At 52.5% G+C, this 15,758-nt stretch carries 12 protein-coding genes and 1 riboswitch; of the genes, 3 read left to right on the plus strand and 9 right to left on the minus strand.

Going from position 1 to position 15,758, the window contains the following annotated elements:
- Positions 1–82 precede the first annotated feature (82 nt).
- A complete protein-coding gene (gene metK / locus KI215_RS14860) occupies positions 83–1,276 on the minus strand; it encodes a methionine adenosyltransferase (protein WP_212773462.1) in 1,194 nt (397 codons plus the stop codon).
- A 240-nt stretch (positions 1,277–1,516) separates the two neighbouring features.
- Complete coding sequence (locus KI215_RS14865; RefSeq protein WP_212773463.1) at positions 1,517–3,814, minus strand: S8 family peptidase; 2,298 nt, start codon at positions 3,812–3,814, stop codon at positions 1,517–1,519.
- A gap of 301 nt (positions 3,815–4,115) precedes the next feature.
- Between KI215_RS14865 and KI215_RS14870 the strand changes: the two genes are divergently transcribed.
- Both KI215_RS14870 and KI215_RS14875 read left to right on the plus strand, forming a co-directional pair.
- Positions 4,116–5,225: an LCP family protein gene (locus KI215_RS14870; protein WP_212773464.1), complete on the plus strand. Its 1,110-nt coding sequence runs from the start codon at positions 4,116–4,118 to the stop codon at positions 5,223–5,225.
- Between the two features lie 396 nt (positions 5,226–5,621).
- Positions 5,622–6,257: a YigZ family protein gene (locus tag KI215_RS14875; RefSeq protein ID WP_212773465.1), complete on the plus strand. Its 636-nt coding sequence runs from the start codon at positions 5,622–5,624 to the stop codon at positions 6,255–6,257.
- Positions 6,258–6,340: 83 nt separating this feature from the next.
- On the opposite strand, the gene KI215_RS14880 is transcribed toward KI215_RS14875, so the two are convergent.
- The 6 genes from KI215_RS14880 to KI215_RS14905 form a co-directional block, all read right to left on the minus strand.
- The gene (locus KI215_RS14880) at positions 6,341–7,135 is read right to left on the minus strand and encodes a MetQ/NlpA family ABC transporter substrate-binding protein (RefSeq protein WP_212773466.1); all 795 of its coding nucleotides are present in this window, start codon (positions 7,133–7,135) and stop codon (positions 6,341–6,343) included.
- A gap of 44 nt (positions 7,136–7,179) precedes the next feature.
- Entirely contained in the window at positions 7,180–7,836 is a 657-nt protein-coding gene (locus tag KI215_RS14885) for a methionine ABC transporter permease (RefSeq protein ID WP_212773467.1), read from the minus strand.
- Complete coding sequence (locus KI215_RS14890; RefSeq protein ID WP_212773468.1) at positions 7,829–8,815, minus strand: methionine ABC transporter ATP-binding protein; 987 nt, start codon at positions 8,813–8,815, stop codon at positions 7,829–7,831. The genes KI215_RS14885 and KI215_RS14890 overlap by 8 nt, the downstream gene beginning before the upstream one ends.
- Positions 8,816–8,896: 81 nt before the next feature.
- A riboswitch (SAM riboswitch) is annotated at positions 8,897–9,010 on the minus strand.
- A 460-nt stretch (positions 9,011–9,470) separates the two neighbouring features.
- Positions 9,471–10,118, minus strand: a complete 648-nt coding sequence (locus KI215_RS14895; protein ID WP_212773469.1) for a sugar transferase — start codon at positions 10,116–10,118, stop codon at positions 9,471–9,473.
- A 267-nt stretch (positions 10,119–10,385) separates the two neighbouring features.
- Complete coding sequence (locus tag KI215_RS14900) at positions 10,386–11,309, minus strand: SDR family oxidoreductase (protein ID WP_212773470.1); 924 nt, start codon at positions 11,307–11,309, stop codon at positions 10,386–10,388.
- 306 nt (positions 11,310–11,615) lie between these two features.
- The gene (locus tag KI215_RS14905) at positions 11,616–13,055 is read right to left on the minus strand and encodes an NAD-dependent succinate-semialdehyde dehydrogenase (RefSeq protein WP_212773471.1); all 1,440 of its coding nucleotides are present in this window, start codon (positions 13,053–13,055) and stop codon (positions 11,616–11,618) included.
- Between the two features lie 311 nt (positions 13,056–13,366).
- Here KI215_RS14905 and KI215_RS14910 point away from each other — a divergent pair, with 311 nt between their 5' ends.
- Positions 13,367–14,311 carry an LCP family glycopolymer transferase gene (locus KI215_RS14910; protein ID WP_212773472.1) on the plus strand — a complete coding sequence of 315 codons (945 nt, stop codon included), beginning with the start codon at positions 13,367–13,369 and terminating at the stop codon, positions 14,309–14,311.
- A 213-nt stretch (positions 14,312–14,524) separates the two neighbouring features.
- Here the strand turns inward: KI215_RS14910 and KI215_RS14915 are convergent, their stop codons facing one another.
- The gene (locus tag KI215_RS14915) at positions 14,525–15,748 is read right to left on the minus strand and encodes a glycosyltransferase family 4 protein (RefSeq protein ID WP_212773473.1); all 1,224 of its coding nucleotides are present in this window, start codon (positions 15,746–15,748) and stop codon (positions 14,525–14,527) included.
- Positions 15,749–15,758 lie beyond the last annotated feature (10 nt).

Below are 15,758 nucleotides of genomic sequence, written 5' to 3' on the forward strand. Positions count from 1 at the left end.
GAGACCGTCTAATGGTGAGAGCCGGATGGCCTCCGGCAGCTGCGCCGGAATAGCCACCCTTCTCTTCAAACGATCGTTCCCATCACAAACCGGCATCGCGGCGCAACACTTCGGCTTTGTCCGTACGTTCCCACGGCAAATCCAAGTCGTTGCGTCCGAAATGCCCGTAAGCCGCGGTTTGTTTGTAAATCGGTCGACGCAGATCCAGCTGACGGATGATGCCTGCCGGACGCAGATCAAAGTGTTTGCGTACCAAGTCCACCAACACGGATTCGTCCACCCGTCCGGTACCGAACGTATCTACACGGATGGAAACCGGCCGGGCCACACCGATGGCATACGCCAGCTGCACTTCGCATTTGTCGGCCAATCCAGCTGCCACGATGTTTTTGGCCACGTAACGCGCTGCATAAGCACCGGAGCGGTCCACTTTCGTCGGATCTTTACCCGAGAAGGCGCCACCGCCGTGACGTGCATATCCACCGTAAGTGTCCACGATGATTTTCCGACCGGTCAATCCGGCATCGCCCAACGGTCCCCCGATCACGAAACGGCCCGTGGGATTGATGAAGTATTTCGTTTTGTCATCCAGCATTTCTTGCGGAACCACCGGCGAAATCACGTGTTGATGTACGTCTTTCTTGATTTGCTCCAAGGTGACATCCTCGGAGTGTTGGGTCGACACGACAATCGTATCAATCCGCACCGGCTTGTCGTCCTCGTACTCGACGGTTACTTGCGTTTTGCCGTCGGGTCGCAGATACGGCAAGGTGCCGTTCACCCGTACTTCGTGCAGACGACGGGCCAGTTTGTGTGCCAACGAAATCGGAAGCGGCATCAGTTCCGGCGTTTCATTGGTGGCGAAACCGAACATCAGACCTTGGTCACCGGCACCGATCGCTTCGATTTCCTCTTCGGTCATTTGACCTTCCCGTTTTTCCAGCGCTTCATTAACCCCAGCCGCGATATCCGGGGATTGTTCATCGATGGAGGTCAACACAGCGCACGTTTCAGCGTCAAAGCCGTATTTGGCGCGTGTGTACCCAATTTCCTTGATGGTCTCCCGTACAATTTTGGGAATGTCTACATAACAAGTCGTGGAGATTTCACCCGACACCAACACCAAACCCGTTGTGACGGATGTTTCGCAAGCAACCCGTGCATTAGGATCTTTTTCCAGGATCGCATCCAGGACGGCGTCGGAAATTTGATCGCAGATTTTGTCCGGATGACCGGCTGTCACCGATTCCGAAGTAAACAAACTGCGTTTCGGCATCGTCACACTCCTCCTTTTCCTACAAACAGTAAACATAAAAAAAGACCTTTCCTCGAGGAAAGGCGCTTTGACTTCACCTTGAGGCATCCTCGAAAACGGCGGCATTACATCATGATCTATCAAGCTGTTGACCATGCACAAACCGTTTCCATTCGGTCTGACCTATATCAATATATAGGATATCGAAAACGGATGTGAAAGACAACCCTTCTTTTCCCTTTTTTCGACAGGATTCGATGATCAGCCTGGACGTTTCAACACCAATGAATACGCACCTTCTCCCCTTTTTCCGGATGATTGGAGTCGGATGTAATAGTTCCCAATTTCCATCATGTGCGTTACTTCCGCCACCCGACGGGAATCGGACAACCGTACCTGTTTCAACGCCCGCATCCCCGAATCGTAGAGGATCATCTCCACATCTTCCCATCCCGGTGGGATTTGCAACCGAATGGTGTGACGTGATCGTTCCGTCACCTGAAACACGTACCAATCCAAATCGACAGGCCCCGCCAGCCTTCCCGTCACAGTTTCGCCCGGGAAGAGGAGCGTAGCTTGATCCGAGCGGTCGTTGGGCTCGGATGCGTCGGTCATCTCAGGTTGATAATCAATGATCAGGTGATACGGTTCAACGATCGGATTGCCGCCGTAATCCGACGCCCGGACATAGAGATAACCTTTGGGCACATGGAGGCGAATCGTCTCCTCTTCTCCCTCTGATTTGACATCGACTCGGACTGTGTGCCAGCTTTCATCCTCCTGCACAAACAGGACAGGATCGGCACGCGGCGTAACAACATCCAATCGCGCTTCCAGCATACCGGGACGGGGAATCTCCAGCTGATACCAGTCCATATCCCTTTGTTTGTGCCAAGTTCCTTCGATTGGTACCAAACCCGGTGTCAATTTTACTTTGGTGGCATTCCATTGGTAATCATTGTTTTCATTTCGATCCACCTGCGGTGAAAAGGCATTGGTCAACGTATAGGAAATCGGCTCACGTGTGTCGATTGCCCACACTTTCAACCGGATCTGCCCACCCGGAACAGTCAAAAACAGCGGTTGAGAGGAAAGGTCGTATTCACCCGTCTGACCCGTTCGTTCCACTTCCACGCGAATGCGCATACGGGCCTGACGCTTGGCATCACACGTCAACACCAGCGTGCCAGGGTGAAACAGATGAATCCGGTACCAATCCGCATCAGATGAGGAGTGGAGAGTCGCCTGGTAAACCTGATCCGTCGACATGGGCATGGCTTTTCCGGCACTGTTGTTGGGTTCGAAAATGTCCGGCTCCAGTTTGGCGGTCATCGCACGATATACATCGATTGTGCCGAAACCGTACAGGATATTCCAACGTTCTTCGCCCGACGGCCTGGCTGTTTGCCGGATCAAGTTGCGAATCTGAGCGGGGGTGAAAGAGGGAAAGCGTTCCTTGACCAAGGCAGCCAATCCGGCTACTTGCGGGGCAGCAAACGACGTACCGGAATCGTATCCGTATTTGCCACCGGGAATCGCAGACCAGATATTTTCTCCCGGAGCCATGACATCCAGCCCCGAACCCATGTTGGAAGTCATGACGCGTTGACCTTCCACATCCACCGAACCGACACCCAATACGGTAGGAAACGCCGCGGGATAATAGAGGGGATGATCATATAGTATGTCACCGTTGTCATTCATGCTGGCGTTTCCCGCGGCTCCGACAACCGTCACGCCCGCTTGTTCGGCCTCTTGGACCGCCTCTGCCATCGTCTCGGAATATGTCCAACTTCCCTGCGCCAACACGATCACATCGGCTTTCCGGCGAACTGCCTCACGGATCCCCTCGGCCGTATGGTACACATCTCCATCCTGCCCATCCTCCATCACTTTGATGGGCATGATATGAGCCGAACCGATCAACGGACTCTTTTTCCCGCCGGCACTGCCCCAAACGGCGGCAATCACACTCGCCACCCGCGTACCGTGGCCCATGTGATCCTGCGGAGGTTGTGCCGGGTCACGCAAGTTGGCGCCTGCCACCAGAAACGGGGCCAACATGGGGTGACTCAAATCAACACCCGTATCGACAACGGCAACGGTTACATTGGAGATCCGGCCTTGCTCTTTCCATTTGACAAGCAAAGGCCAAGCGGCTTCGGCACGAATCCGTTTCAGGTAGTATGTTCTGTTACCGCCACGATATTGCATCGATACCCGACTTTCCACCTTGAACTTGTGATTGGGGTGTAGATACTCTACACGGGGATCACCTGACCAACGGGATTCCCATTTTTCCTCATCCACGTCGGGCTTCAGCCGAATCAGCATCGTCTGCCCGTTATCCTTTGGATCCAGTGACTCGTGAAGGATATCCACCGTTTTCAAAAAATCCGGGTCCGCCTCTCCTTTCCACTTAATCACCCACTCCCGGTGGGACACCGTTTTGGACGAATCCTCTTCGTTCCCTCTGTTCTCACGCGGCGCCTGTCCGCAAGCGGAGGCGATCAGCACAGCGAACAGGCAGATCCAGGTGACCCAAACGACTTTTTTCATCGTCGCTCATCCACTCCATCTCAATCTGGCTGGCCTCCGGGAGCCATCGCATTTCCCGGCGACTACGACTTTGTCATTATTAACGTTAGCTTATCACGACTCGGAACGATTGGCGACTATGAAACTTTTCTATTGGATTGACCGTTATATACATAGGAAGTCGGCTTACATCAAGTGGTACGACCATCTTGTATAAATCCTTCATTTTCCCGAAAATATTCGTCTTTTCTACTTGATGGTCAGCCTGATCTGATGATAGTATGGTGAGAGACGTGAAAGGCTTTGCAAAGCGGGGAATACGATGGAACGGATCGGAAAAAGCAGGGTAGCGAGAGTCAACAAAAAAAGAAGACGCAAATGGATATGGCGATCAGTCGCCTCATTGTTCGTCCTCATTTTGGTTATCGGTGCTTATTTCTTTTATCAAACGTGGGGCGTATTGGCCGGTACATACGAGCCACTTGCTCGTGACCATTCCAAAAAACGCGACAAAGCTGTATCGGTTGACAGCCCCGTCAACATTTTGCTGCTGGGAACCGACGTGCGAAGGGAAAGTGAGAATTGGCGACCGGATGTGATCATCTTGGCGGCCGTCAACCCGAAAACACACTCGATCAAAGTGGTGAGCATCCCACGGGATACCTATGTGGAAATCGCCAACACCAACGGCCACAAGGATAAGATCAACTCCGCCGCTGCATGGGCACGTGCCCGCAACGTCGGTCCCGTACTGAACACCGTGGAAACCGTCGAAAACTTTCTCAATGTTCCCGTAGATTATTACGCCAAAGTCAACTTTAAAGGGTTCATGGATGTCGTTGACGCCTTGGGGGGAGTAGACGTCAACGTCAAATTTCCCTTTCATCAGGAGACATTTGGCGGCGAGGTCATCCGATTTAACCCCGGACCACACCATCTGGACGGGGAGGAAGCATTGGCTTACGTCCGGATGCGCAAGCAGGATCCGTTGGGCGATCAGGGACGGAACCAGCGCCAGCGCGAAGTGGTCACCCAGCTGATCGACAAGATCGTCAGCTTTGACAACATCACCAAAGTGAACACGATTCTCAAATCGTTGGGTGAAAATGTCTCCACCAGCATTACCGTGGACGAAATGATCACCTTGCAAAAAATCTACCGGGACATACCTAAGAAAAACATTCAGACCATCACCATCAAAGGTGAAAACAAACGACTGAAATACTGGTATTTCTTCGTCAGCAAAGAAGAACGGCAACGGATCAGTGACATTCTGCGCAAACAGCTGGAGCTGAAACCTGAAAAAATTCCCGGACCTGATCCAACCGAAGGCATTCTCGATGATTCGTCATCCGATGGGGACGAGCAACAAGATGGTTCGTTGGGTGACGGTAGTGATTCATACGATCAAAACGGGGGTTCCGACTACTAAGTCGGCCCTCTTTTTTTTGGGTCCCAGATTATATCGGGCGGAGGGAGCGCTCCGGGGCGGTGTTGTTTGATCATCTTGCCCAGCTTGAGCAGTCGATTTTCCCTCCTAATCCACCATCGGCCCGGTCCGTCACCAAATGATGTGTGGATTCGTTTCCACGACGGTAAATAGGAAACAACCGCATTGCCCACCATCACACTTTCTTTATAAACAGACGGCATGACAAACCATATACGCATGCACGTTCAATCCTTTTCACTGGTATTGAGTGGATTTGTTTATTAGGATAGTGGATGTTGGAATATGCGGCTACCCTTTCGACAAAGGTTTTCAAAACATCGGTTCATCCCTGCCGCATGCGGATGATTGTAGGCTGATGACAGGAAGGTGAAGGAAATGGAAACCCGTTACCGAACCGTGAAAGGTTATGGAGAAACAGAAATCGTGATTCAAAAATCGCGGTTTATCACCCGCGTCAACCGTGTCTCCACCGAACAGGAGGCGGCTGCATTTGTGGAGGAAATCAGCAAAAAGCATTGGGATGCGACCCACAACTGCTACGCCTACGTCACCCGCGGCACCCAAGTGCAAAAATCGTCGGACGACGGCGAACCGGCAGGAACGGCCGGCCGTCCCATCTTGGAAGTGATCCGAAATCGAGACTTGCATGATACGGTCATCGTGGTCACCCGTTATTTTGGGGGGATCAAGCTGGGCGCTTCCGGCTTGATCCGCGCGTACAGCCAATGCGCCGCCGCCGGTATTGATACCGCCGGGGAAGTGGAACGCATTTTGCACAGAAAAATGTCCATTACGACGGATTACTCGTTCGTCGGCAAAATGGAACATGAACTGCGCACCCATGGATTCGACATGGATCCGCCGGAGTTTACGGATCAAGTAACCTGGCACCTCTGGGTACCACTTGGCGAAGAAGCCGAGGTCACAAAATGGGTGACTGAACTGACCAACGGAAGGGCCTCCGTTACCGAAGGAGAAACGATGTTCCGGGAAAAAGAAGTGAAGTCCTAGGGTATCTGGTCATTTCCCATCAGGGACCATGTTTTATCGCCGGAAAAGCGAAAACCCCCACGCATCAGCGTGGGGGTTTTTCATCAAAACGCCGGAATGACGGCGCCTTTGTATTTTTGCTCAATGAACTTTTTCACTTCCGGAGAAGTGAGCGCTTTGGCCAACTTTTGGATGGCCGGTTTCTTTTCATTGCCCGCTTTGACCGCCAATACGTTGACGTAGGGAGAATTTTTATCCTCGATGAAGAGTGAGTCTTTCAACGGATTCAGATTGGCTTGCAACGCATAGTTGGTGTTGATGATCGCCACGTCCACCTGATCCAGCACACGCGGCAAGATCGCCGGTTCCAGCGGTTTGAACTTCAGTTTTTTCGGATTGGATTTGATGTTGTTGAGCGTTTTGTCACCTTGACGGTTATCCAGTTTGATCAAGCCTTGCTGATCCAAGAGCAACAGCACCCGTGTCATTTCACTGGTGGCATTGGGCAAGGCAATGGTCGCACCGTTGGGAATCTGCGATTTGGATTTGTACTTTTTCGAATAGGCGCCCATCGGTTCGATGTGTACACCCACCACTTTGACCAAATGCCAGCCCTGCTCTTTGTTGGAGGCTTCCATCCACGGAATGTGCTGGAAGTAGTTGGCGTCCAGCTCCCCTTCCTCCACTGACTTGTTGGGCAGGACATAATCCTGGAACACACGCACTTCCAAATGGACGCCCTGTTTTTCCAGGATCGGTTTGATATGGTTCAGAATCTCGGCATGAGGAACTTGCGTCGCTCCCACACGAATGGTTGCTTCATCTTTTTTACCTGCGCCGCATGCAGTCATCGTCAACATCATGACGATTGCGAGCAGGCCGATCCACCATTTCTTCATTATCGCATCCTCCTAGTTCCATTGAATTTGCCGGTTACTTTGCATTATCGTTTATCGACGCGTCGCGCCAACCAGTCGCCGCACCACTGCACCAGCTGAACGAATACGACGAGCAACAGGCCACACGCGTACAGCATTTGATCGTTGAACGATTGGAACCCAAAGCGGTATGCTGCGTCACCCAATCCGCCACCGCCCACAATGCCAGCCATCGCCGAGAAGCTGATCAGGGCGACACAGGTGACAGTCAAACCGGAGATGATCGCCGGCTTAGCTTCCGGCAGGAGCACCATACGGACGATCTGCATCCGGGTGGCTCCCATCGCTTGGGCGGCCTCGATCACTCCCCTGTCGATCTCCCGGATAGCCGTTTCCACCATACGCGCGTAAAAAGGTGCCGCTCCAGCGATCAAGGGAATCGTGGCCGCCGTCGGGCCGAGCGTGGTACCGACCAACAGCTTGGACAACGGAAACAGAAACAGGACCAACACAATGAACGGCACCGCCCGGAACAAGTTGACGATCAGGCCCAAGATCCGCTGGATCACCACATTTTCCCACAGATGACCCTTATCCGTGATGACGAGGAGCACACCCAACGGAATGCCGATTAATGCCGAGAAAAACGTGGAGATGGCAACCATGTACAATGTTTCCCCGGTTGCTTGCCACAAAAGGGTGGTGTCCAGTTGATCAAACATGCGTGATCACCTCCGATCTGCCCCCGAATTCCCGGATCTCCTCCACTGCATTCCGAACTTGATACGGTTCTCCGCTCACCTGTAAGGCAACCGTTCCGTCGTTTTCCTCTTGGTCAGGCAAGATCGTCACTGTCACGCCTTGTTTTACCCAATCAGCCAAGCGGGACCAGATACGATCCAAATCGTCCGACCGCACCCGGATCAAATCGGCATGCTCTTTTGAAGCTTCCAGTTTTTCAGTGTGATAGGACTGAACGAACTGCTGGGTAACTGGGTGCTTCGGTTCCCGGAACAGCGTCTCCACCTCACCCAGTTCCACCACTTTACCGGCTTCCATGACGGCCATGCGATGGCACAGCCGTTTGACCACACTCATTTCGTGCGTGATGATCACCATCGTGATGCCGGTGTCCCGGTGGATATCCTTCAACAATTGCAAAATGGAGGCTGTCGTTTCCGGGTCCAGCGCCGATGTCGCCTCGTCACACAGCAAGACGCTCGGATCGTTGGCTAAGGCCCGTGCGATTCCGACACGCTGTTTCTGTCCCCCGGACAGTTGAGCGGGGTACGCATTCGCCCGATGGGAAAGTCCCACCCGTTCCAGCAAGGAATCCACTTTTTCCCGGATTTCCTTTTTCGATTTGCCGGCCAACTCCAGGGGGAAAGCCACATTTTCCCACACGGTACGAGACCAAAGCAAGTGGAAATGTTGGAAAATCATTCCGATTTTCTTTCGCGCTTCGCGCAACTCTCGCTCACTGCTTTCGGAAATGGAAATGCCATCCACCGTGACGCTGCCCGAAGTGGGTTTCTCCAACCCGTTGAGCAATCGAAGCAGCGTGCTTTTCCCCGCACCGCTGTGCCCAACGATCCCGAAAATTTCTCCGCGTTCGATGCGGAGATTGATATCCTGCAACGCGACCACATCCCCGTCTTTCGAGGAAGGGTACACTTTGTTCACTTTGTCGAGTACAATCATCGTATCATTCACCACCTGTCTCTAAGAAAAAATCCCCTTCTGCCAGAGCAGAAAGGGATCTTATATATTATAAAATCGCCTCTCTCATCTGCCAGAACCGATGGGCTCTGCAGGAATTGGCACCATTTCCGCGTACATACCGCGGACGGTTGCCGGGTTTCATCGGGCCAGTCCCTCCACCTCTCTTGATAAGAGCGCGCAACATCGTCTTATGAAGTTGTCAAGTTACATACTACCATGACAACATTCAGGATGTCAACGTCATTCTCTTTACCCATAATATACAAATTTTTTTGATGAATAATGACAGCAGATTACCATGAGATTACATTTCGTTTACAAATGGCCAAAAACCCTCTACGGAGACTGACATTCGCGTATAATAAAAACAACCAAGGAAACAAGCAACGGAGGTGCCCGACATGAGCACGGTTGTTGGCAAATCGTTTTGGATCGGCCTCATCAACGCGACCGGTTTAAGCCTCCCGTTTTGGCTTCTGCTGTACATGGCCCTTCGGCTGACCTTTTGATGGGGATTGCCACAGCCGGAGCATCATGTGTCGGGATAGCCTTGTGATACACAAGAACAGGAACGGGAAAAAACGGATTACCCTCGGGGCAATCCGTTTTATTTTTGGTGTGTAGAGAAACGAGCTCAACGGGCACCGTTACCGGTCAGTACCACCCATACCGTACGCAACAGAATGCGCATATCCAACGCGAACGATTGTCGTTTGATGTAGTACATATCCAATTCGAATTTCTCTTTTGGTGTCATGTCATAACCGCCGTTTACCTGTGCCCATCCGGTCAAACCCGGTTTTACCAACAGGCGGTTCTTGAATCCGGGAATTTCTGCGGCAAATTTCTCGGTGAACATCGGTCGTTCCGGCCGCGGGCCGATCAAGCTCATATCCCCTTTCAAGACGCTGATCAGTTGCGGAATTTCATCGATCCGCGTCTTGCGGATAAACCGTCCTACACGGGTTACTCGGGGGTCGTTTTTGGATGCCCATTGCGGACCGTTTTTCTCCGCGTCCACCCGCATGGAGCGCAGTTTGACGATATAGAAGGGTTTCCCGTGCAAGCCAACGCGTTCCTGTTTGTAGAAGACTGGACCTTTCGATTCCAATTTGATGGCAATTGCGGTCAACACCAACACCGGCAAGGTTAAAATCAAGAATGTAATAGAGAAAATGATTTCAAATACCCGTTTGGCAATCGGGTACCAACCCGAAGGCGGTTGGTACACGCCTTCCGAGAGCAAGTGTGCGTCCCCTTCATACACTGCTTTCGATCGCATCCGCAAACCACTCCTGCTTAATATAATTGCCACAAATCCTCCCCGAATTGAGCCGCTCCATTGGGGCGACCCCCACCTGCTAACTTGTTTGTTTCGTGGTTTGACCGTTCCGTACTCCAGGTAACTCGTAATCAGTATACTGTGTTTTGCCGGTTGGTTACAACAGTTGAAAAACCCAGCAGGATGGAGTAATCAAGAGATCCCTCTATATAATTGAGACGTGTTTTGTTACAAAAACGTTTCACGTTTTTTACGGGCATATTTCAATCATCGGGTGATCCGTTCGCGATAATACGTCAATGTTTTCTGCAATCCCACGGAAAGATCCGTCTCCGGTCGCCAGTTCAATACCTCCATCGCACGCCGGTTGTCGAAGTAACTATGCTTAATATCTCCTGGACGGTCCGGAGCATGATGGATTTCCATTTTTTGGCCGATCACTTCCTCAAACAGGGCGATCAGCTCATTGATGGACGTCTTCTGTCCGGTACCGATATTCAAAATCTGTCCGTCCCCGTTGGTCAGCGCCGCTACATTGGCGCGTGCCACATCCTCCACGTAGATGTAATCGCGCGTCTGTTCGCCATCTCCGAAAACAGTAATCGGTTCACCTTTGAGCACCTTTTCGATGAAAATGGAGATGACACCGCCTTCCCCGCGGGGGTCTTGACGGATACCGTAAACGTTGGCATAACGGAGAACCGTGTAGGCCAACCCGTGCAATTGGGCATACACTTGCAAATAATGTTCTGGCGTGTGTTTGGAAATACCGTAACCGGAGAGCGGTGCCACCGGATGTTTTTCATCAATCGGCAAATATTCGGGATTGCCGTATACAGCCGCAGATGATGCATAGACTACCTTTCGCACACCAGCGTTACGGCACGCTTCCAGCAAATTGAGCGTCCCGATGATGTTGGTCATGGCGTCGTGCAACGGATCCCGCACGGACGTCGGGACGTCGATCTGTGCAGCTTGATGAATGACCACTTCCGGCCGTGTTTCGGCGACAACGTCGGACAAACGATGATCGGTGATGTCCATGCGGTAAAACAACACTTCCGGCTTCAGATGTGCTTCCTGTCCCGTGCTGAGATTGTCCACCACGATTACGTCGTCACCGCGTTCCAACAAAAGATCGACGATGTGGGAACCAATGAACCCAGCTCCTCCCGTAACCAACACTTTCATGTTATTACTCCTCTCTATACTGTGGACGGCATCGCCACGGAAAATCCGAAGTGAAAGGCTCACTGCGAACAAGCCCGTGCTCCTGCATGTTATGCGAAACAGGCGTGATTTAGGACACCTGTGACAGTACCGTATGCTTTCTACCTGAAATATTACACCAATGTTACATACTCTTTTTTGATTGTACACGTTCCGCGCTGTATTATCCACTCCGTTTTGGCAGACGGCACAAAATATCCAAAGATTGTGTCTCACCCCATCCGGATGGCAAAAAATGGCCGGCTTTGCGAAGCCGGCCATGTTGTTTTAATCGTGAAGACGAACAGAAACATATTTTGTTTCGAGGAATTCCTCCATACCGTATTTGCCGCCTTCCCGTCCGATGCCGGATTCCTTCATGCCACCAAACGGCGCTTGTACCGTGGAGGGAAGGCCGTCATTAATGCCGACAATCCCGTACTCCAACCGCTCCGAAACGCGGATGGCGCGAGCCAGATTGCGTGTGTACAGATAAGCGGCCAATCCGTAGGGCGTATCGTTGGCACGGCGGATCGCCTCGTCTTCATCGCGGAAAACGGCAATCGGCGCAACGGGGCCGAATGTTTCTTCCCTTTGGACGAGCATTTCATCCGTGACACCTACCAGCACGGTCGGCTCGAAGAAGTGGACATCTCCCTCACTGCGGCGGTGTCCGCCAGTCAAAACGCGGGCACCCTTTTCCACGGCGTCCCGGACGTGTCGTTCCGCTTTTTCCGCCGCTTGTCCGTCGATGAGCGGACCGATGTCAACACCCGCTTCCATTCCGTTACCCACGCGGAGTTGTTCCACTTGTTTGACCAGGATTTCAGCAAACGCATCCGCAATCGTTTCATGGACATAAATCCGGTTGGTGCAGACACACGTTTGCCCCGCATTGCGGAATTTGCTGGTGAGGACTTCCCGTGCCGCCTTCTCCAAGTCGGCATCCTCAAACACGATAAACGGGGCGTGTCCACCCAATTCCAGGCTTACCTTTTTCATGGTATCGGCCGCTTGCCGCATGATCAATTTGCCCACTTCCGTGGACCCGGTAAACGTCACTTTGCGCACACGTTCATCACGGAGCAGAATTTCACCGATGGTCCGCGGATCAGTTCCAGTTACCACATTGACCACACCGGCAGGAATCCCCGCTTCCTGAAACAATTCCGCCAACCGGAGCGCCGTCAACGGTGTCTGTTCTGCCGGCTTGACGATCACAGTACATCCTGCAGCCAACGCGGGAGCGATCTTGCGGGTGATCATCGCCGCCGGGAAATTCCATGGCGTGATGGCGGCTACGACACCAACAGGCTGTCGCAGGACCAGGATCCGCTTGTCCGGGTGGCTGGCTGGGATGGTGTCGCCGTAGATCCGCTTGGCCTCTTCGGCATACCATTCGAAAAAGCCGGCTGCGTATTGCACTTCCCCTTTGGCTTCAGGCAGCGGTTTACCCTGTTCGCTGGTCATCAGTTCAGCCAGCTCGTCCTGATGCGCCATGATCAACTCGTACGCCCTACGTAGATATGTAGCCCGATCCCATGCAGTACGGGCGGCCCAATCGGGAAACGCACGGTGAGCAGCCTCGACCGCACGCCGTACATCCTCGGTTGTCGCATCTGCCACTTCTCCTACTATTTCGCCGGTTGCGGGGTTGGTGACCGAAAATGTGCGTCCATTCCCCGACGGGATCCACTCTCCATTGATGTAGAGTTGATATTTCAACATCTCTTCTACGCTCCTTTCCTAATCATGAGGATTCCCGCCTTATTCTTCCGCAGCTTGCAGGCAAATTCCTTCCATAACGTCTAAATCGGACAAAACGATGGGATTCACCCCGGCTCTTGTACAGAAACAGGCGGAATCCGCATTCCGTAATCTCCAACTTCCGTTTACCCCGACCGCTTTCCAAACAAACTTTCCCGAAATCTCCTGATTACAAAGGAATTTCCTTCTTCATTCCTTGCATGGTGTGTTTTTCCTTCGATAAAATAATATAATAACAAAATTGGTTCTGCTACTTCATCGGAGAGTGAGGAATGGCCTTGATCAGTCGAATGGAGCGACACCGAAAAAGACGCCGCTGGTGGAAGTGGTTTTTGTTCATCATGTTGATCTTGGCCGGTGTCGTGGGCTATTACGCTTACGAAATCTGGTTAGCAGCCAACAAGGCGTACGATCCACGGGAAAAATCGGCGAAACGATCATACGCGGTCGACATTCACAAAGATCCCTTTACCGTCTTGCTGATGGGAGTCGACGAACGGGAAGGCGATGTCGGCCGTACCGACACATTGATTCTGGTCACGGTGAATCCCCAACAAAAACAAGCCTGGATGATGAACATTCCCCGTGATACATATGTATCCATTCCCGGATACGGAAAAGACAAAATCAATCATGCCTATGCACGTGGGGGAACCAAACTGACAATCGAGACGGTGGAGCAATTTTTGGACGTGCCTGTCGACTATTATGTGGAAGTGAACATGCTGGGATTCGAAAAAATCGTGGACGAGCTGGGCGGCGTGGAGGTTCGGGTTCCGTTCGATTTTACGTACAACGGATACACATTCCATCAGGGGACCATGACCATGGACGGAAAAGAAGCATTGGCTTTCACCCGGATGCGAAAAGCAGACCCTCGGGGGGATCTTGGGAGAAACGAGCGGCAACAACTCGTCATCAAAGCGATTCTGCACAAAAGCACTTCGTTAAGCTCCATCACCCGACTGGACAATGTGTTTCAACACCTCGGAGAAAACGTGAAAACGGATATGTCGCCCATGCAACTGCTCACATTTCAACAGATCTACCGTTCGATCGCTCAAATACACACCCAGCATCTGAGAGGACATAACACTTACATCGATGGGGTGTACTACTACGTTGTAGACAAAGAGGAGCTTAACCGGGTGCAACGCCTGCTTCGGCAACACTTGGAGCTGACCGGTGACGGAGACGTATCGCCTCTGATGCCGTGATTGGCTGACGGCGCCCCTTGGCGCTTCTGCTTCGGGCGTGTCTGGTCCATCCATATCTCAGGCTCTACTGAGCATCAGAACACCAGGAACGCCAATCCTATCGGGCAATTTCCTCTCAGCGAAGCATACTTTGCCCGCATTCTATTCTCCCTGTTGCTGTGGACTGAAAAGAGAAAACCGGTCGTGTAGATTCCGACCGGTTTCGTTCGTCGTTTAATCCTTTTTCACCAATGTGCGCAAACGCTGGTAAAACTGTTTGGCCAGCTTCCTTCGATCCCCTTCACGATCGATGTAGCGGCGACCGTTTTCTGCGATCTGTGCCAGTTTCTCACGGGAAAAGCCGCGCACTTGTGCCAGCGCTTTGGCCAACCCCACGGGGTCTTCCGCCCCACTGAACAACCCTACCTCGTTTTTCTCCACGATTTCGCGCACTTCGCCGTCCACCGTGGTCACGATCGGCTTGCCGACAAACGTGTAGTCGAACAGCTTGTTGGGGCGTGCCCCGCGGAAAATCTCATTGTCCGCGAGCGAGATGATGCCACAATCCGCCGCAGCGATATAATCGAAGATCTCCGATTTGGGTACAGGATCCAGCAGATGGACGTTGTCCAACTGTTCTTCTTCCTTGATCCGCTTCAATTTCTCCTTCTCCGGACCGTCCCCGATCAGGACGATGGAAATGCCGGGTTCAAGATGACGTCCAGCCTTGACCACGTATTCCAATGCGTTGGCCGGACCGTGCGCCCCCGAATAGATGGCGACGAAATGATCCTCCGGCACCCCCATCTTCTTTCGTATTTCGCTTCTGCGGGACGGATCGGGCTCCCACGAACCCACCACGATCCCGTTGGGAATCAACTCGATCTTGGCCGGATCGATTCCTTTGTCCCTGATAAACTTCCGCTGGTGTTCCGTCAACACGACGATATGATCGGCATGACGATACAAAAATGATTCCATCCACGTGAGCAGACGGACCACGCGCGGATTTTTCAGCCCGCCCATCTTGATCAACGAGTCCGGCCACAAATCGCGCACTTCCAGAACGAACGGGACACGTTTTACCTTGCTCAGCATCCAACCCGCAAATGCCGTGAACAAATGCGGCGAAGAAGCCACGATCACATCCGGGCGACGCTTGAACAATCCCGTGAGGAAAAAGAGTGCGGCAAAACTGCCCATATTCAGGATCCGACGCACGTCGTTGGTCTTGTGCGGGAACGACCACAACCACTGAAAATGGAGACCGGGAACATGTGGAATGGCCCGTTTTTCCTCTTCCGTGATAAACGTACGGCGCGGATGGACGAAACGTGACAACCACAAGGTGACCTCGGCTCCCTCTTCGATCGCCCACTCCCGTGCCAGCTCATAATGCCGGGTAATTCCGGCAATGTTCGGCGGTACTGCGTAATGGTTCGCCAACCAGATTCGCACTGCCTCTCAC

This window comes from Polycladomyces abyssicola (genome assembly GCF_018326425.1).
GTDB classification, from domain to species: Bacteria; Bacillota; Bacilli; order Thermoactinomycetales; family JIR-001; genus Polycladomyces; species Polycladomyces abyssicola.